17 protein-coding genes and 2 pseudogenes are annotated in these 17,873 nt (G+C 71.3%); 2 read left to right on the top strand and 17 right to left on the bottom strand.

What is annotated here, in order from left to right; all coding sequences use genetic code 11:
• Positions 1-9: 9 nt before the first annotated feature.
• The 13 genes and pseudogenes from ACIBTX_RS29425 to ACIBTX_RS29365 form a co-directional block, all read right to left on the bottom strand.
• Positions 10-1,203 carry a low temperature requirement protein A gene (locus ACIBTX_RS29425; RefSeq protein WP_357133215.1) on the bottom strand — a complete coding sequence of 398 codons (1,194 nt, stop codon included), beginning with the start codon at positions 1,201-1,203 and terminating at the stop codon, positions 10-12.
• 155 nt (positions 1,204-1,358) lie between these two features.
• A complete protein-coding gene (locus ACIBTX_RS29420) occupies positions 1,359-1,949 on the bottom strand; it encodes an ABC transporter permease (protein ID WP_357133383.1) in 591 nt (196 codons plus the stop codon).
• 125 nt (positions 1,950-2,074) lie between these two features.
• Positions 2,075-2,326: pseudogene (locus tag ACIBTX_RS29415) on the bottom strand (ATP-binding cassette domain-containing protein); the annotation flags it as partial.
• Between the two features lie 95 nt (positions 2,327-2,421).
• Entirely contained in the window at positions 2,422-2,793 is a 372-nt protein-coding gene (locus ACIBTX_RS29410) for a hypothetical protein (RefSeq protein WP_179780533.1), read from the bottom strand.
• Positions 2,793-3,389, bottom strand: a complete 597-nt coding sequence (locus ACIBTX_RS29405) for a helix-turn-helix domain-containing protein (RefSeq protein WP_357133366.1) — start codon at positions 3,387-3,389, stop codon at positions 2,793-2,795. The genes ACIBTX_RS29410 and ACIBTX_RS29405 overlap by 1 nt, the downstream gene beginning before the upstream one ends.
• 88 nt (positions 3,390-3,477) lie before the next feature.
• Positions 3,478-4,116: an MOSC domain-containing protein gene (locus ACIBTX_RS29400; RefSeq protein WP_357133211.1), complete on the bottom strand. Its 639-nt coding sequence runs from the start codon at positions 4,114-4,116 to the stop codon at positions 3,478-3,480.
• A gap of 137 nt (positions 4,117-4,253) precedes the next feature.
• Entirely contained in the window at positions 4,254-5,084 is an 831-nt protein-coding gene (locus ACIBTX_RS29395; protein WP_357133209.1) for a carbohydrate ABC transporter permease, read from the bottom strand.
• A complete protein-coding gene (locus ACIBTX_RS29390) occupies positions 5,081-6,067 on the bottom strand; it encodes a sugar ABC transporter permease (protein ID WP_357133207.1) in 987 nt (328 codons plus the stop codon). Before ACIBTX_RS29390 ends, ACIBTX_RS29395 begins: the two co-directional genes overlap by 4 nt.
• The gene (locus tag ACIBTX_RS29385; protein ID WP_355053196.1) at positions 6,064-7,350 is read right to left on the bottom strand and encodes a sugar ABC transporter substrate-binding protein; all 1,287 of its coding nucleotides are present in this window, start codon (positions 7,348-7,350) and stop codon (positions 6,064-6,066) included. Before ACIBTX_RS29385 ends, ACIBTX_RS29390 begins: the two co-directional genes overlap by 4 nt.
• A gap of 225 nt (positions 7,351-7,575) precedes the next feature.
• Positions 7,576-7,860: a GlsB/YeaQ/YmgE family stress response membrane protein gene (locus tag ACIBTX_RS29380; protein ID WP_053656080.1), complete on the bottom strand. Its 285-nt coding sequence runs from the start codon at positions 7,858-7,860 to the stop codon at positions 7,576-7,578.
• A 355-nt stretch (positions 7,861-8,215) separates the two neighbouring features.
• Positions 8,216-8,500 carry a GlsB/YeaQ/YmgE family stress response membrane protein gene (locus ACIBTX_RS29375; protein ID WP_053656080.1) on the bottom strand — a complete coding sequence of 95 codons (285 nt, stop codon included), beginning with the start codon at positions 8,498-8,500 and terminating at the stop codon, positions 8,216-8,218.
• A gap of 347 nt (positions 8,501-8,847) precedes the next feature.
• Positions 8,848-10,725: a translation elongation factor 4 gene (gene lepA / locus ACIBTX_RS29370; RefSeq protein ID WP_357134533.1), complete on the bottom strand. Its 1,878-nt coding sequence runs from the start codon at positions 10,723-10,725 to the stop codon at positions 8,848-8,850.
• A gap of 117 nt (positions 10,726-10,842) precedes the next feature.
• Positions 10,843-11,379 carry a DUF4240 domain-containing protein gene (locus tag ACIBTX_RS29365; RefSeq protein WP_357175659.1) on the bottom strand — a complete coding sequence of 179 codons (537 nt, stop codon included), beginning with the start codon at positions 11,377-11,379 and terminating at the stop codon, positions 10,843-10,845.
• On the opposite strand from ACIBTX_RS29365, the gene ACIBTX_RS29360 reads away from it, so the two are divergent.
• Positions 11,378-12,424 carry a phosphotransferase gene (locus tag ACIBTX_RS29360; protein WP_396833280.1) on the top strand — a complete coding sequence of 349 codons (1,047 nt, stop codon included), beginning with the start codon at positions 11,378-11,380 and terminating at the stop codon, positions 12,422-12,424. The two genes, ACIBTX_RS29365 and ACIBTX_RS29360, sit on opposite strands and share 2 nt — an antisense overlap.
• Before the next feature lie 276 nt (positions 12,425-12,700).
• Entirely contained in the window at positions 12,701-12,967 is a 267-nt protein-coding gene (rpsT, locus tag ACIBTX_RS29355; protein WP_355053192.1) for a 30S ribosomal protein S20, read from the top strand.
• Between the two features lie 94 nt (positions 12,968-13,061).
• On the opposite strand, the gene ACIBTX_RS29350 is transcribed toward rpsT, so the two are convergent.
• The 4 genes and pseudogenes from ACIBTX_RS29350 to ACIBTX_RS29335 all read right to left on the bottom strand — a co-directional run bounded on the left by ACIBTX_RS29350 (position 13,062) and on the right by ACIBTX_RS29335 (position 17,792).
• On the bottom strand, positions 13,062-13,478 hold the full coding sequence (locus ACIBTX_RS29350) for a hypothetical protein (RefSeq protein WP_357134528.1): 417 nt from the start codon (positions 13,476-13,478) through the stop codon (positions 13,062-13,064).
• Positions 13,475-14,455, bottom strand: a complete 981-nt coding sequence (gene holA, locus ACIBTX_RS29345; RefSeq protein WP_357134527.1) for a DNA polymerase III subunit delta — start codon at positions 14,453-14,455, stop codon at positions 13,475-13,477. Before holA ends, ACIBTX_RS29350 begins: the two co-directional genes overlap by 4 nt.
• Before the next feature lie 165 nt (positions 14,456-14,620).
• A pseudogene (locus tag ACIBTX_RS29340) lies at positions 14,621-17,001 on the bottom strand (ComEC/Rec2 family competence protein).
• Positions 16,998-17,792 carry a helix-hairpin-helix domain-containing protein gene (locus ACIBTX_RS29335; RefSeq protein ID WP_396833279.1) on the bottom strand — a complete coding sequence of 265 codons (795 nt, stop codon included), beginning with the start codon at positions 17,790-17,792 and terminating at the stop codon, positions 16,998-17,000. Before ACIBTX_RS29335 ends, ACIBTX_RS29340 begins: the two are co-directional and overlap by 4 nt.
• Between the last annotated feature and the right edge of the window lie 81 nt (positions 17,793-17,873).

Genomic DNA, 17,873 nt, shown 5'->3' with positions numbered 1-17,873 from the left:
CGCGGAGTCTCACCCCAGCATCGGCGGCGCCGGCGCACGCGTGTGTCGTCGGGTGCTGGCCAGGTTCGCCACGGCGATCAGGGCCAGCACGATCATGGCGAGCAGCGCGACCAGGATCGGCGGAAGCACGGGCGTGGCCGGCGCCAGGCACCCCAGCAGCAGCACGCCGGCCAGCCGGGACCGCGAGATGCGTCCGAACACGGTGAAGTCGAGCAGGCCCCGGCCGATCAGGTACAACGCGGGGCTGCCGAGGATGACCGCGGCCCACGACGGCGGGGTCTCGCCCAACGGTCGATTCACCACGAGGTCGCTGGTTACCGCCGCCCCGGCGATGCCGGCCACCATGATCAGATGGGTGATCGCGGCGGACTGGGTGAGCAACGCCGGGTCGGTCGACCTGACGATCGCCTCGGTCAGCAGCTCACCGGCGCGGTAGATGTAGATCCGCCACATCAGCACCACAGTGCTGAACACCACGAGCAGCGCCCAGGCCCTCGCCAGCGTGTAATCGCTCCGGCTGAAGGTCGTCCCGGTCACGAAGATCGACACCCCGAGCGCGATGATGACGAACTGCCGGTAGCGCTCGGCCACCCGCGCGTGGACCAGCCGCCAGTCCCCCGGTCGTGAGCGACCGATCCGGGGCAGCGGCCAGCCGCACACCGCCCCGACGTATTCGACGACGATCGCGAGCGCCCAGATCGACAGCTGGCCCGAGCCGCCGACGAGCGCTCCGGCGATCCAGCCGACGCCGGTGACGCACTTCCAGGTCTGGATCCGGATGCTCGACCGCCGCAGGGGCCGGCCCCTCGAGACGACAACTGCGTAGTAGGCGGTCGTGCTGAGGGGGATGAACACGAAGGTGATCGCGAAGAGCAGCGCGCGATCGCCGTACGCCTCGGCTGCGGCCGCCGCCAACAGCAGGCTGGCCGCCGCCACCGAGGTGAGATGCCCCTGCCCGGATGGACTGGTCAGGTCGATGGTGTCCGCGGTCCACACGCTCAGCGCCCAGACCATCGCGAACGCGAGCAGCAGCACCAACACCTTGGCGACGCCGGTCCAGGTCAGGTCGTTGGCCAGGATCGTCGCCAAGGTGACCAGCGCGAAGACGTAGACGAGGTCGAAGAAGAGCTCCAGGAACGCCGGACGCTCCAGCGCCGGATCGGGCGCCGCTGCCATGGCGCCGCCGTCCGTAGCCATCGACATCGCGCTTCACCCGGCCTCCACCGCATGCCCTCAAGGGGGACGATACGGGCAACGGCAGGCCCTCAGCCCCGTCATCCGGTTCTTGGCGACCGCGGGCCACCCCAACGCTGGCCCGTCGCCCCGGCAACACGGTCAGCCCCGTCGCCTTCAGCCGGTCACGTGACGTCTCGACGCAGGGGCAGCAACAGGGCGATCGCCGAGGCGGCCACCGCGTACGCGGTGAGCAGGAGAGCGCCGGCCGCCGGTGGGAGCAGGTTGACGGTGCCGCTGCCGACTTCCGTGGAGATGGCGTCGGCGACGTAGGTGAAATCGGTCAGCGCGGCGGTGGCTCCGCCGGGCAGGATCGGGTAGAGCGTGTTGACGCCCGGGATCATCATCAGCACCGGCTCCCCCACGTACAGATAGCCGATCACGACGCACAGCGCCGCGATCTGGTGGTGGATGAGGGCGCCCATCCCGGCCCCGAGGAGCAGGTAGACCACCATCGCGACGGCGATACGGCCGAGCAGCGCCAGCACCGTGGAGGCTGGCAGACCGAGTGGGACGTCGCGGGCGGCGGCGACAGCGAACAGCGCCACCGCGGCGGTGCCCGCGAGAACGAGCCCGTACGCGAGGCCGACGACCGCGTACGTGGCGAGTTTGGCGGCGAGCACCCGCCCACGGCGCGGAGCGAAGAGAAAGGTGACCGCGGCGGTGCGGTGTCGGTACTCGGAGGTGACCGCCAGGGCCCCGGCGGCGGCCGGCACGAACGCGGTGTAGCCGAGAATGCCGAGGATCGCGCGGAGGCCGGCCTCGGTGTCCAGACCGGGCTGCCCGTGGAGAATCCTCGGGTGCGACGGTGCGCGGCCTCGGCGAGGCCGAGAAGGTCGAGCAGGGTGGTGACCCGGCTGTCCGGATATCCGCCCATCGCGGCGTAGACGCGCAGGTGGTCGCGGGCGGTGTGTCCAGGGTGGAACGCGTTGGCGTCGAACACGGCGCCGACAGTGCGCGAGGGCCGGGCCAGTTGGCCGTACGGCAGCCCGCCGATCGTGGCGGTGCCACTGGTCGGCGACACCAGCCCGGTCATCATGCGCATCGTGGTGGTCTTGCCGGCGCCGTTCGGGCCGAGGAATCCGGTGACCACACCGGGCTGCACGGTGAAGCTCAGATCCTGCACGGCGGTCACGTCACCGTAGCGCTTTGTCAGGCACGACACCTCGATCGCGAGGTGGTCGCCGGTCACGCGCGGGCCGCCATGGCACGCGTGATCGTCTCCACGAGGCCTGGCGCGGCCGGGCTGGAGAGCACCACCTGGTCGAACTCGCCGCCTGCCGACGCCCGGTCCAGAACGAGGTGCAGTCCCGGTTCCGCCCGGCGGGCTGCCACGAGCTGCCGAGGACCGCCGTACAGGCCCCATACTCCGATCTTGGCGAAGCCGGACACCACGTATCCGCGGCGGGCACCACGGGCCAGACGGAGCGGGTTGTCCACCAGGGCGACGTGCCGCACCGCGGTGAGGGGCAGTGCGAACTGCTCCCGCCCGACCCAGACCCGCTCCCATCCGGTGAACCGAATGTCGATCACATCGTTGGTCACCATGACCGATGCCATCAGTCATCCCCTTTCGTCGTGTCGGAGTCGTCCGTCGGCGCAGGCGTACGCCTGTCGGTCGTCGGCAGATCGGTGGGCAGCAGAACGGTCGCCAACAGTCGCGGGATCCGTTCACCGCCGGGCTGGTTGCCGAGCAACGGGCCAACCAGTGCGTTGAGACCGGCGGCGAACTCGCCCAGTTCGGCGTCGGTCAGGTGCAGCACGAGTTGCTGGTAGCCCACACCGTCGGCGGCGAAGTCGATCCGCTCCCGGGCGAGATAGCGGGAGAACTCCGACAGCAGGCTCGACATGAACGCCGTGAAGTAACGCGCGTGGTCCTCCCGCGTAGCCGTGGCGAGGGCCGCCGGGTCGAGCGTCGCGCCGTGCGCGGGCAACGCGTACACCCGCTCGACGGTGCCGCGAACCCTGCGTTCGTCAACCACCTCGACCAGCCCTGCCCTGACCAGGATCGCCAGGTGCCGGTACATCGTGGCCTGCGGGACATCGGGCAGCAGCTCAAGCAGCCCTTGGGTGGTCAGGCGCGTGCCCGCGACCGCACGCAGGATCCGGATCCGCACCGGATGCAGCGCCAGGTCCGCCCAGCGCTCTCTCGACATCTCCACGACCGAACGGTATCACTATCGATAATGAGAATGGAAGACCGCGTTCAGAACGACGGATGGGCGCTCGCGCCCTCGACGTCGGCTAACGGGCGGCGAGGCGGCGGCGGACGTTGTCCCGGATCGGCTCCGGCAGGTCGTCCGCGTCGAGCAGGCGGGGCAGCAGCTCCGGCTCCAGGCTGGTCGCCCGGAACACCTCGCCGATGGTCACCCCGTGCGCGGGCCGTTCCACCACCTCGACCGGATCGCCGGCGCCCACCTCGCCCTCGCGCAGCACCCGCAGGTACGCCCCCGGGGTGGCCCGGACCGTGAACCGCTTGATCAGATCCGGTACGCCCCAGAAGCCGGCGAACGTGGTGCACGGGGTGCGCGGCATGGTCACCTGGAGCACCGCCGTGCCCACCGCCCACTGTTCACCGATGACCGCGCCGGTCACGTCGACGGCGTAGGTGGTCAGGTTCTCCCCGAAGCCGCCCGGACGGATCGACCGGCCCATCTCGGCCGACCACCACGCGGCGTCCTCCTCGGCGTACGCGTAGACGGCCTTGTCCGGCCCGCCGTGGTGGGCCCGCTCGCCGATGAAGTCACCGGCCAGGCCGCCGGTCAGCAGCGACACCGGCCCGTCGACAGGCCGCTTGTCGATGCCGCTGCGACCGCTCGCGTCGCCGGCCCACTCCGCCTCGGTCACGATGCCGAGGTTCACCGCTGCCACCCTGCCTGCCATGACGGCCAGCCTAGGGTCTGCCTCGCAGGGGGGTCGAGCCGATTCACCGGGCGGTCGAGCCGATTCACCGGGCGGTCGAGCCGAGGCGGGGTCCGGACGACGACCGGCGGCGGCGCGGCCCTCGACCGGCCCTGCGCTCAGCCCTTGACCGCTCCGGCCACCAGGCCGGAGACCATCTTCCGCTGCACCAGCAGGAAGAAGATGATGACCGGCAGGGTGAACAGCGTGGAGGCGGCCATCACCGGCCCCCAGTTGGTGTCGTCACGGCCGAAGAAGAAGGTCATCGCCACCGGCAGGGTGTAGCGCCCCTGGTCGTTGATGAACGTCAACGCGAAGATCAGCTCATTCCACGCCGTGATGAACGAGAAGATGCTGGTCGCGACCAGGCCGGGCGCGACGAGCGGGAACAGCACCCGCCGGAACGTCTGGGCCCGGCTCGCGCCGTCGATGGCCGCCGCCTCCTCCAGTTCCTTGGGCACGGCCGCGACGAAACCGCGCAGCATCCACACCGCGAACGGCAGCGAGAAGCCGAGGTACGTGAGGATCAGGCTGGGCAGGGTGTTGTAGAGCCCGAGCCGCTGGATCATCAGGAACAGCGGGATGACCAGCGCCTCCAACGGGATCATCTGCACGATCAGCAGCATGATCAGGAAGCTGGTCCGGAGCTTGAAGCGGAACCGGGCCACCGCCGTCGCCGCGAGCAGGGCGACGAGCCCACTGAGCACCACCGTGGACACCGCGACGATCGCGCTGTTCACGAAGAAGTCGAGGAAGGTCACCCCGGGGATCAGGTTGCCGGTGAGGATCTCCCGGTAGTGCGCCAGCGTCGGATGGGTCGGCACCGGCTGCGGGGTGGCCGAGAAGATCTCGTTGCTGGGCTTCAGCGACGTCGAGATCATCCAGTAGACCGGGAAGGCCGCGAAGAGCGCGACCAGCAGCCCGGCGGCGTTGAGGGCGACCTTCTTCACGACTCGTCCTCCTGCTTGAGCACCATCCGTACGTAGAAGCCGGTGACCACGAGCAGGATCAGCGTGAGGATCACCGCGATGGCCGCGCCGAGCCCGTACTTCGGCGGCGGCGAGAAGGCCTCGGCGTACGAGTAGATCGAGAGCATGAACGTCGGCCGGTCCTGGGTGCCACCGGCCAGCACGAACTGCTGGGTGAAGACCTTGAAGTCCCAGATGGTGGAGAGCACGATCAGGATCCCGAAGACCGGGCGCAGCAGCGGGAAGGTGATCTTCCAGAAGACCCGCCACGGGCTCGCGCCGTCCACCCGGGCCGCCTCGTGCAACTCACTCGGCACACTCTTGAGGCCGGCGAGCACGCTCACCGCGATGAACGGGAACGAGTGCCACACGACCACCAGCGTGAGGATCGCGAAGAACAGCAGCGGCGAGTTGAACCAGCCGTAACCGGTCCAGTCGCTACGACCGAACAGGGCGTTCGAGAGTCCGTCCGGCAGAGCGTTGAACAGCCAGGTGACCAGGCCACTCGTGTCGTCGAAGATCCACTTCCAGACGATCGTGCCGGTCAGCGCGGGGGTGGCCCAGGCGAGCATCACGCAACTGGCCACGAAGGTCGCCATCTTGCGACCGAGCCGGTTGAGCAGCAGTCCGACCAGGGTGCCCAGCACCATTGTGAGCAACACGTTCGCCGCGGCGAACAGCACGGTGTTGCGCAGGACGGTCAGGAAGAACGGATCCGTGAGAATGTCGGTGTAGTTACCGAGCCCCACCCACGGCCACTCCCGGTCGCCCCGCAACTGCCGGACGCTGTTGAGCCGGTAGAAGGACATCGCCACCACCTGGCCGAGCGGCCAGAGCAGCAGCACCCCGATGATGACGAGGGCGGGCAGGAGCAGCAGGTAGGGCAGGCGGTCGACCCGGCGACGCCGCCGCGCAGGGTTCTCCCGCGCGGCGGACGTCTCCGGCACCTCGGTCAGCGTGGTCACTTGGAGTTGAGGATGCTTTCCATCTCACCGGCCGCGTCGGCGGTAGCCTTCTCGACCGTCTTCTGACCCTTCATGACCGAGCTGTTCATCGCCTGGGTCACCGTCTTCGTCCGGCTGACCTCCACCCACTTCGGGGTGAGCGGCGTGAGCTTGGTGTTCTGCATGGTGGTGGCGAACGCCGCCATCACCTTGTCGTTGGCGTACGTGTCGCTGGCGACCAGGTCCTTGTAGACGGGGAAGAACCCGAGGCTGCTCGCGAAGCTCTGCGCGTTCTTCTTGTTCAGCAGCACGGTCAGGTAGTCCCAGGCGAGGTCCTGCCGCTCGCTGTCCTTCCAGATCGCCACGTCGGAGCCACCGGCGAAACCGGGCGCGGCCTTGCCGTCCGGGCCGGGGATCGGGAACGTACCCCAGACCTTCTCGATCTCGGGGTTGTCCTTCTTGATGGCGGCCTGCTGCCAGCTACCGGCGAACGCCATCGCGGCCTTGCCGGTGGCGAACTGCGTCCGCGCGTCGATCTCGTTCCAGCCGGCGGCGGCCGGTGGGGCGACCTTGTGGACCGTGACCAGGTCGGTCCAGTACTTGACGGCCCGCTGCGCCTCCGGCGTCGAGTAGCCGGACTTCCACGCGCCGCCCTGGTTGGTGGCGATCTCCGCGCCCGCGCCCCAGAGGAACGAGTAGAAGGGCAGCTCGGAGTTGCCCGGCAGCGCGATGCCGTAGGTGCCCTTCTTCTTGGCCTGCACCGCCTTGGCGACGGTCACCAACTCGTCCCACGTCTTCGGCGGCTGCACGCCCGCCTCGGCGAACCAGTCGGTGCGGTAGTAGATGGCCCGCACGCCCGCGTACCAGGGGACGCCGTACTGCTTGCCGTCGAGCTGCGCGTTGCGTACCAGGTCGGGCAGCAGGTCCTTGCCGTCCGCCCAGCCACCCATCCGACCGCTAACGTCGGCGAGCGCCTCCTGCGCGGCCCACCCCTGGGTCTCGGTGTTGCCCAGTTCGGTGATGTCCGGGCCCTCACCGCCGGCCAGCGCGGCCTGGAACTTCTTCGGCGCCTCCAGCCAGGGGATGTACTGCACCACCACATCGGTGTCGGGGTGCTTCTGCCGGAACTCGGTCTCCACGCCGTCGAGGAAGGCGTTCTGGGCGTCGCCACCCTCGCCCATCATCCAGACCGTGAGCTTGCTGTCGTCGGTCGCTTCCTCGCCGGAGCCCCCACAGCCGCCCAACACCATGGCGACCGAGGCCACCACGGCAGTGACCGGGGCCAACCGCTTCCACCTGTTCACGCCACTTCTCCCCTCGCGTCGCCTGGCACTAACCTTCTCCGCCGCACCTTAGTACGAAGAAATCCTTTACGACAGTGGGCGGGCAGGCCGAAGCGTGGCGACCGTACCGCAGGTGGACGGTGCCGCTGCTCGTGGAACCGGGCCGAACCCGGGCATTGACGTCACGAAAGAGCGCCCAGCCGTTTGGCCGGGCGCTCTTTCGAGTGGTGCGGTGATGCCAGGTTGTTACCGGGTGACGCGGCGGCGGCCACCCACACCAGCCACCAGCGCGACCGCGATAGCGGCCACCACGACCTGCACCAGCAGCTCGGTCCAGTCGATACCAGCGGTCTCGGTCGCGATACCCATCGCCCGCGCCAGCACCGTGCCCAGCAGAGCCGCACCGACACCGATCAGCAGGTGCAGCCAGATCGGCATGTTCTGGCGGCCCGGAACAACCAGGCGGCCGAGCGCCCCGACGATGAGACCAACAACGATGGCAGTGATGATGCCCCACACGGTGAGCTCCACGGTCGCCCTCCTTCTAAGAATGTCTGACACACAATGTGTGCTTCCTGTCGTGACCGTTAAGTTCCCGACCCACCAAAAATCCAAACCGACTTGATCGCCCAGACGGTCACGACTTGGTGAACACAGGCACGGACCATCCCGCTGCCCGCGATCTTGCACTTTCGGTCGTCGATAGGGGTGGGACGCCCGGGATGTCGCAGCAGAAAGTGCAAGATCGGCGCGGGCACCGTGGGCGGCGTGCGGGGACGGCGGCTCGCCGGGAGCACACGGCCCGTCCAGACACGACAGCGAGGGGCGCTCGGCCTGATGGCCGAGCGCCCCTCGAAGGTGTTGCGGTACTACGGGTGTGCGGTGATTACCGGGTGACGCGGCGGCGGCCACCCACACCAGCCACCAGCGCGACCGCGATAGCGGCCACCACGACCTGCACCAGCAGCTCGGTCCAGTCGATACCAGCGGTCTCGGTCGCGATACCCATCGCCCGCGCCAGCACCGTGCCCAGCAGAGCCGCACCGACACCGATCAGCAGGTGCAGCCAGATCGGCATGTTCTGGCGGCCCGGAACAACCAGGCGGCCGAGCGCCCCGACGATGAGACCAACAACGATGGCAGTGATGATGCCCCACACGGTGAGCTCCACGGTCGCCCTCCTTCTAAGAATGTCTGACACACAATGTGTGCTTCCTGTCGTGACCGCTAAGTTCCCGACCCACCAAAAATCCAAACCGACTCACCCGCACAAGAAGTTGCCGGCGTCGATGTCGGTCGGCTGCGTCGGTTGGCACGGAAACACGTCCACACAGCTCAGACAACATGTTGCCCAGGGCGACCACCCCAGACCTCAACCCCAAAAAAAATCCGCCCCACCCCCCGACCGCCCCCGGTGATCAAGAGGTTCGCGTCAGAATCCGGGCTTCGGATGACGCGAACCTCTTGATCACCGCGGGGAAGGGGTGGGGGGTGGGACGGGGTGGGGGGGGTGGGGGGCTACTTCTTGCCGGTGGGTTTGGCGTCGCCGGAGTCGGAGGAGAGGGCGGCGATGAAGGCCTCCTGGGGCACCTCGACGCGGCCGACCATCTTCATCCGCTTCTTGCCTTCCTTCTGCTTCTCCAGCAGCTTGCGCTTACGGCTGATGTCACCGCCGTAGCACTTGGCGAGCACGTCCTTGCGGATGGCGCGGATGGTCTCCCGGGCGATCACCCGGCTGCCGATGGCCGCCTGGATGGGCACCTCGAACTGCTGGCGCGGGATGAGCGTACGGAGCTTCGCGGCGATGGTGACGCCGTAGTTGTACGCCTTGTCCTTGTGCACGATGGCGCTGAACGCGTCCACCGGCTCGCCGTGCAGCAGGATGTCCACCTTCACCAGGTCGGACGCCTGCTCGCCGGAGGGCTCGTAGTCCAGCGAGGCGTACCCCTTGGTACGGCTCTTCAACTGGTCGAAGAAGTCGTAGATGATCTCGGCGAGGGGCAGCGTGTAGCGCAGCTCCACCCGGTCGGCGGAGAGGTAGTCCATGCCGAGCAGGCTGCCGCGCCGGCCCTGGCACAGCTCCATGACCGCGCCCACGTAGTCGTTGGGCGTCAGCACGGTGGCCCGCACCACCGGCTCGTACACCTCGGCGATCTTGCCGGTCGGGTACTCGCTCGGGTTGGTGACGACGATCTCCTCGCCGTCGTCCGTGATCGCCCGGTAGACGACGTTGGGCGCGGTGGAGATGAGGTCGAGGTTGTACTCGCGCTCCAACCGCTCCCGGATGATCTCCAGGTGGAGCAGGCCGAGGAAGCCGCAGCGGAAGCCGAAGCCGAGCGCGCCGGAGGTCTCCGGCTCGTAGTCCAGGGCGGCGTCGTTGAGCTTGAGCTTGTCCAGAGCCTCACGCAGGTTCGGGTAGTCGGACCCGTCGATCGGGTAGAGGCCGGAGTAGACCATCGGCTTCGGGTCCTTGTAGCCACCCAACGGCTCGGCCGCCGGCCGGGCGTTGATGGTGACCGTGTCACCGACCCGGGACTGCCGGACGTCCTTCACACCGGTGATCAGGTAGCCGACCTCGCCGACCCCGAGCGCCTCGGCCTTGACCATCTCGGGTGAGATGACGCCGATCTCGAGCAGCTCGTGCACGGCGCCGGTGGACATCATCTTGATCCGGTCGCGGGCGCTGATCCGGCCGTCGATGACCCGGACGTACGTGACGACGCCGCGGTACACGTCGTACACCGAATCGAAGATCATCGCCCGGGCGGGCGATTCGGCCTCGCCGACCGGCGGGACGAACTGCCGGACGATCTCGTCGAGCAGGTGCGGTACGCCCTCGCCGGTCTTGCCGGAGACTCGGATGCAGTCGGCGGGGTCACCGCCGATGAGGTGGGCCAGCTCCTCGGCGTACTTCTCCGGCTGGGCGGCCGGCAGGTCGATCTTGTTGAGCACCGGGATGATGCGCAGGTCGTTCTCGAGGGCCAGGTAGAGGTTGGCCAGGGTCTGCGCCTCGATGCCCTGGGCGGCGTCGACCAGCAGCACGGCGCCCTCGCAGGCGGCCAGCGACCGGGACACCTCGTACGTGAAGTCGACGTGCCCCGGGGTGTCGATCATGTTGAGCACGGCCTGCTCGCCGGTCCGCTCGCCCTCGCGGATGGTCCACGGCATGCGCACGGCCTGGCTCTTGATGGTGATGCCGCGTTCGCGCTCGATGTCCATCCGGTCCAGGTACTGCGCGCGCATCTGCCGGGGGTCGACCACGCCGGTGAGCTGCAACATCCGGTCGGCCAGGGTCGACTTCCCGTGGTCGATGTGGGCGATGATGCCGAAGTTCCGGATGCGACCGGGGTCGGTGGCACCAGGGGCGTTCGCGCCGGGATCGAGCTTCGGTGGCACAGCGGTCCGTTCTGGTCGGCTGACGTGAACAGGCCGGCGCGCCGCCGACCCCCTCCATGTTCCCACGCCGCCGGGGTACGCCCACTGCGCGGGCGACGGATCGGCCCCCGGGACGCCTCACTCCATCGGCGGCTCCACGAAGAGCGCGGCCAGCCGGGGCAGCCGGCGGCGGGCCTCGGACTCGTCGTCGAAGTCCCAGAAGTCGTTGAGGTCCGGCGTCCGGACCGGCTCGCGGTCCGTCGGCAGCTCCGACGCGGTGGCCCTGCGGTACGCGTCCCACGGCACCGCCAGCATCTGCTCGGCGGAGAACTCCTCCCCGCTGAGCGACGCGGCCCGCACCTGGGGCAGCTCGGCCAGCGAGTCGGGGTCGCCGACCGCGCGGGCGAACACCGCCCGACCCTGGGTCATCAGCCAGCCCCGGAAGTGCTCGAAACCCTCCGCCGACGCCCCACCGTTGATCAGGTACGCCGCGCCCCACAGGTCCGCCTTGTGCGAGGCGGCCAGCACTCTGACCTGGTGTTGGGCGTACCCGACGATGTCCTGCGGATCGCGCTCGGCGAGCAGCGCCACGGCCCGCGCGGCGACCGGCCCGGGCTCACCCCCACCCCCGGCGCGGGCCTGGTCGATCAGCTGCCAGAAGTCCTCGGTCCTCATGGCTTGGCAGTCTGGCAGTGTCGCCGCGCGCCGCGCACGTACCCCGGGGCAGCATGGTGGGGTGTCCTCCCCACTGCCGCCGGTGCCGTACCACGCGAGCGCGTCGCGCCCGTCGTGGCCGGAGCTGCCGGCGGCGCTGCGGGCCGCGATCGCCGACCGGCTCGGTACGCCGGTGGTCACCGCCCAGGTTGCCACCGCCGGCTTCACCCGGGGCTTCGCCGCCGTGCTGCACACCGCCGACGGCGGTCGGGCTTTCGTCAAGGCGGCACCCGCCGCCGTGCAGCCGGGCCTGGTTCAGGGGTACGCCCGGGAGGCGGCGATCCTCGACCGGCTGCCGACCGACCTGCCCGCGCCCCGCCTGCGGTGGACGCTGGACGAGGCCGGCTGGTTCGTGCTCTGCGCCGAAGCGGTCGACGGCCACCTCCCACGCCTGCCCTGGGCGCGGGCCGAGCTGGACGCCACCCTCGCCGCGTACGCCGAGGTCGCCGCCGTGCTCGCCGATCCACCGACCGGCCTGACCGCGCTCGGCCTCCCCCGCCTGGCCGACCTGGCCCGCTCGGACATCCTCTGGTGGGAGGAGGTCGCCGCGGGCCGGGAGCCGCTCCCCGCGCTGCCCGCCGCCGCCCGGGGCAGACTCCCCGAGCTGGTGGCGCTGGAGTCCCGCCTCCCCGCGTACGCGGACGGGGCGACCGGCGTGATCCACGGCGACCTGCGGGTGGACAACGTGCTCATCGGCCGGGACGGCCGGGCCTGGATCTGCGACTGGACCTGGGCCTGCACCGGACCGGCCTGGTTCGACCTGGTCACGCTGCTGCTCACCGCATCCGACGGCGGCCTGGACGTCGATCGGATCTTCGCCGCGCACCCGGCGAGCGCGGGCGCTCCCCCGGACGCGCTGGACGCCACCCTCGCCGCGTTGGCCGGCTACTACCTCACCGGGGCGGACGCGACATCGGTGACGGCCTCACCGCACCGGTCCACGCACCAGCGGTCCAGCGGAAGACAGGCCCTCGACTGGCTCGCCCGCCGGCAGGGCTGGCGGTGACCGCGCCGGCGTCCTCGCGCGGGCCGTCCCGTGGTCCACCCCGGCTTTCCGGAAATCGGGCGGTCAGCGGCCGGCGGATACCCTGGTTCGCAGGAAGCCGGGTGGATCACGGCTCCCGCACCCACTGGGCGCGGGAGTCGAGCAGGCGCGGTCGGGTGGAGCCGTTTTGGCTTGTCCCCGGGCGACCTGGTAACCTGGCTTTTCGCGCGGCGATGACTCATGTCGTCATGCCGTGCGCAAGCTGACCAACCCGAGCTATCAAGACGAGGCTGTCGCGTGGCGAACATCAAGTCCCAGATCAAGCGCAACCGGCAGAACGAGAAGGCCCGGCTGCGCAACAAGTCGGTCAAGTCGTCGCTGAAGACCGCCGTCCGGAAGTTCCACGAGGCCGCCGAGGCCGGTGACGTCGAGAAGGCCACCGCTCTCATGCAGGATGCCTCGCGCAAGCTGGACAAGGCCGTCAGCAAGGGCGTGATCCACGCCAACCAGGCCGCGAACCGCAAGTCGGCGATCGCGAAGCGCGTGGTGACGCTCTCCGCCTGACGCTTCGTCGTCAGACTGATTCGGAAAGCCCCGGACCGAGGTCCGGGGCTTCCGTGTGTCCACGAACCGGCGCGCGCCTGCGCTTCGGCGGCCGTCAGTCCAGCGGGTCCCTGCGGCGTCTGGGCCGCACCGGGTCGGGTCGGACCACCACCGGAGTCACGGCGCTCCACTCGACCCGGGCCCGGCCGACCACCGGCTCCATCTGCCGGCGGAAGCGGTCCCGCTCCTGTTCGGGTACGAGCGCGGCGGAACGGACCACCACCGCGGCCACCATGTCGTTGAGCTTGACCATCGCCGCCACCACCACGGGTAGCACCAGCACCGCCCACCAGGTGACCAGCTCCGCGAGGGCGAGCAGCACGGCCAGGGCGATGGCGCCCTCGAAGAACAGGAAGCAGAGCACCCCACCGGGGTTGACGAACCGCAGGCCGAGGAGCCGGGCGTAGAGCGGCCGGTACCGCTCCTCGTCGGCGGACACGGTGGCCCACGCCGTACGGTTCGGCCCCGTCACCGACTGCTGCCCTGCCGGGCCGCCGCCACCGAGAAGACCGCCCGTTCCAGGGCGTACGCCCGGTCGTCCGAGCCGCCCTTGACGGCCGCGTTGCACTCCGCGGCGACCTGCATGGCGCGGACCAGTCCTTCCGGGGTCCAGCCGCGCCCCTGTCGCTGCGCCCGTTCGATCTTCCACGCCGGCATGCCGAGGCTGCTGGCGAGCTGGTACGCGTTGCCCCGTCCGGCCGACGCCACCCGGGCCACCGTCCGCACCCCGTCGGCCAGGGCGTCGGCGATGGGCACCGGGTCGACACCGACGTGCAGGGCCCAGCGCAGCGCTTCCAGGGCGGCCGGCACGTCGCCGACCATGGTGGCGTCCGCCACGGTGAAGCCGGTCACCTCGACCCGTCCCCGGTAGTAACGGGACACCGTCTCGGCGCTGATCCGCCCGTCGGTGTCGGCCATGAGCTGGGAACAGGCGGCGGCCAGTTCGCGCAGGTCGTTGCCGACCGCCGCGATCAGCGCCTCGGCGGCGTCGTCGGGGCACCGGCCGCCGGCCCGGCGGATCTCGTCGCGGACGAAGGCGACCCGGTCGCGGTGGCCCTTGAGCTTGGCCGCCGGAACCACCGTCGCGCCGGCCGACCGCAGCCCGTCGGCGAACGCCTTGCCCTTGGCGCCGCCCAGGTGCAGCACCAGGAGCTGCACCTCCGGGTCGGGATTCTTCGCGTACGCCAGCAGCGCGGCGACCAGGTCCTTGCGGGCGTCCTGGCCGGAGCGCAGGACGAGCAGCCGCCGGCCGCCGAACAGCGACGGGCTGAGCATCTCGGCTATCTCGCCGACGGTGAGCGCACCCGCCTGGTACTCGCGGACGTCCACCTCGGGGTCCGTGGCGCGGGCCCGTTCGACAGCTTCGGAGACCGCGCGCGTGGCGAGCAGCTCCTCGTCGCCGAGGACGAGCACAATGGGGGCGAGGCTGGCGGGGGTCACGTCGCCCATATTCGCACGGCCCACGGCGGGTACGGGCCTGCTCAATCGCCACCCGGTCGGCGCAGCCCGCACTTAGCGCAAATCCAGACATTTATCTCGGTTCACCACCTAATCCGCAAATGGCCGGGATTCTGGGTCGAGTGCGCGCAATTTCCACGCGACCGGCGGTCCCCCTCACGGTGGCCGTCCCGGCGGTACCCCTCGACGGGCCACCGCCAGGCCGTCGGCAGTCCGGATCGCCGCCACGTCGCCGTCGGTGTCGGTCCGCAGGACCCGGGCGCCGTGCCGGCTCAACCGGGACAGGAGCGCCGGGTTCGGATGCCCGTACGTGTTGCCCGTGCCGACCGGCACCAGCGCCACGGCCGGCCGCACGGCGGCGAGGAAGCTCTCGTCCTGGTACGCCGAGCCGTGGTGCGCGACCTTCAGCACGTCCGCCCGTAGCTGGCCGGGCGGCGTCCGGACCAGGACGGCGTGCTGCTCCTCGGTCTCGGCGTCGCCGGGCAGCAGGACCGAGACGCCGGCGACCGTGGCGCGCAGCACCAGCGAGTTGTTGTTCGGGTCCGAGCGGGTGCCGGCCAGCGGATACGGCGGTCCGAGCACCAGCAGCTCGACACCGCCGACCCGGTGACGTGCCCCGGCGGTGGTGTCCCGCATCGTGGCCCGGCCGCCGGTCGCCGCCGCGCGGACGGCCGCCCGACCGCTCGCCGGGTCCGTCGACGGCGGGGTCAGCACGGCGGCCACCCGTCGCCCCCGGAACACCCCGGCCACCCCGCCCACGTGGTCGAGATGGAAGTGGCTGACCACCAGCAGCGACACCTCCCGGATGCCGAGCCGTCGCAGACACGCGTCCACCGCGCCCGGCTCCGGCCCGGTGTCGACCAGCACCGCCCGGCCGGGCGCGACGCGCAGCACGAGGGCGTCCCCCTGCCCCACGGCGCAGGCCACCACCACCCAGCCGGGCGGCGGCCAGCCGCTGGCGAGCAACCGGACCCCGAGAGCGCCCACCAGGGCGGCGACCGCGACCACCGCCACCAACCGGCGCACCAGCGGGCGGCGCGCGGCCACCAGAAACGCGACGGTCAGCCCGGCCAGCAGCAGGGCACCGGCCGCCCACCCGGCCACGCCAGGGTGCCGGCCGGCAGGCGGGCGCCGTGGCGGGCGATGACGACCAGCCACCAGGCCGGCCAGCTCGCCAGCCACGCGACGAACCCGGCCCCGGCCGGCCAGACCGGCGACAGCAGCGCGGCCGTCACCCCCAGCACCGTCGCCGGCGCGATGGCCGGCACCGCCAGCAGGTTGGCCGGCACCGCCACCAGGCTGACCGTGCCGGAGATTCCGGCGACGACCGGCCCGCAGGCCACCTGGGCGGCCGCCGGTACCGCCAACGCCTCGGCCAACCCGGCCGGTACGCCCCGACGGCGCAGCCCGTCGCGCCAACGCGGCGCGAGCAGCAGCAGACCCGCGGTGGCCAGGACGGACAGCGCGAACCCGGCGTCGCCCGCCAACTCGGGGTCGACGAGCACCAGCACGGTGACGGCGGCGGCCAGCGCGGGCAGCGCGGCCCGGGGTCGACCGGCGGCCAGCGCGACGAGCCCGATCGCCCCCATCGTGGCGGCCCGTACGACGCTCGGTGACGGACGCACCAGGATGACGAAGCCCACCAGCGCCACCCCACAGAGCACCCCGGCGAGCCACGGACCGGCGCGTGCCCAGCGCGCCACCAGCAGCACCGCACCCACCACGATCGCGACGTTGCTGCCCGAGACGGCATTGAGGTGCGTCATGCCGGTCGCCCGGAAGTCCTCCTCGACGGCGGGCGGCAGGCGGCTGGTGTCCCCCACCACCAGTCCCGGCAGCAGACCACCCGGGTCGTCGGGCAGCGGCGCGCAGGCCCGTTGCAGACCCGCGCGCAGGGTGCCGGCGGCGCGCTGCGCCCACGACGGCGTACCGCGCCGCTGGGGTGGACCGGTGGTCGCGAGGACCGCCGCGGTGAGGTCACCGCCGCGCGGCAGGCCGAGCCGCCCGTCGGCGGTCAGCCGCTGCCCCGGCAACAGCCCTCGCCAGCCGGGGTCGGTGGCGAGGACCAGCACCCGTACCGACGCTCGGAGCGGCTGGCCGTCGGGACCGGTCAGCCGGATCAGCTCGCCCGACACCAGCAGCATGCCGGGACGCCCGGCGGAGCGGATGGGGCGCGGATCGTCCCGCACGACGAGGTCGGCGGTGACCGGGGCGCGCTTCTCGGCAAGGGCGCGGACCGGCGGCGCGTCCCGCACGACCAGCCGGGCCGAGGTCGCCGCCGCGCCGCAGAGGACGCCGAGACCGACCGCGACGACGATCCAGCCGAAACGGCGGGCGAGAGCCCCTGGGCGACCGAGCCGACCGAGCAGGTGCAGGGTGCTCAGCGCGGTCGACACGGCTGCTCCGCCGGCCACCAGCAGCAGCGGTCGGGGGCCGAGGTGCAGTCCGGCGAGCGCGGTGAGCCAGGCGGCCACGGCCAGCCCGGCGAGCCGGAGGTCCGGTGGCGGCGGGTCGCCGACGACGGGTGCGACGTTCACACCGTCACCAGGTCCTTGAGCTGCTCATAGCGCGCGTCGCCGATGCCCTCGACCTGGCGCAGGTCACCGACGGCCGTGAACCCGCCGTGCTGGTCCCGGTAGGCGAGGATGCGCTGGGCCAGCACCGGCCCCACCCCGGGCAGCGCGTCGAGCTGGGCAGGTGTCGCGGTGTTCAGGTTCAGCGCCGCGCCGGGGGCCGGCGCACCGGCGGGGGCCGGACCGGCGGCGGGTCCGGGGGCCGGCGGGGGCGTAACCCCGACGACGATCAACTCACCGTCGGCCAGCTTGCGAGCGGGATTGAGCAGCGCCACGTCGACGCCGGGCAGCGGGCCACCGGCCTCGGAGAGGGCGTCGGCGAGTCGGGCCCCGGCCGGAACCCGCACCAGCCCGGGTTTGCGCACCTTGCCCGCGACCGTCACCACCAGCTCGCCGGACGCCGAGGCGCTGGACTGCGCGGCCACGACGGCCGAGGTGGCCTCGCCCACCGGTGGGGTGACCGGTTCCGCGTGTGGTCGGGACCGCCAGGCCCAACCGGCCGCGGCCAGCACCACCACGAGGGCCACGGCGGCCAGCGCCCGTACTCCGCGCCTGCCCGGGTCGAACGCTCCGGGGCCGGGCAGCCGCGCCATACCGCCGGGCTGATCGCCATCTGGAAGACATCCCCGCTGTGGGTCGGCGGGCACGTCCGTTGCCGACGCGTCGGCCCCCGACGGAAGCGGCGCCGCGTCGCCCGTCGCGGCGGTCAACCGGCGCAGACGCTGACGTACCGCTGTCTCCTCGTCCTCTGCCACGCCGCGACGCTAGGACGCCGGACGCCCCGACGGCCGCCTCGCTGGCCCGACCTGTGGACAACCGGGGCCTCTGTGGACAAC

Origin of the sequence: Micromonospora sp. NPDC049359 (genome assembly GCF_044466585.1) — a bacterium.
Lineage (GTDB): Bacteria > Actinomycetota > Actinomycetes > Mycobacteriales > Micromonosporaceae > Micromonospora.
The sequence above is the reverse complement of the archived record's forward strand: the minus strand, read 5'-3'. Positions and strand labels throughout refer to the sequence as shown.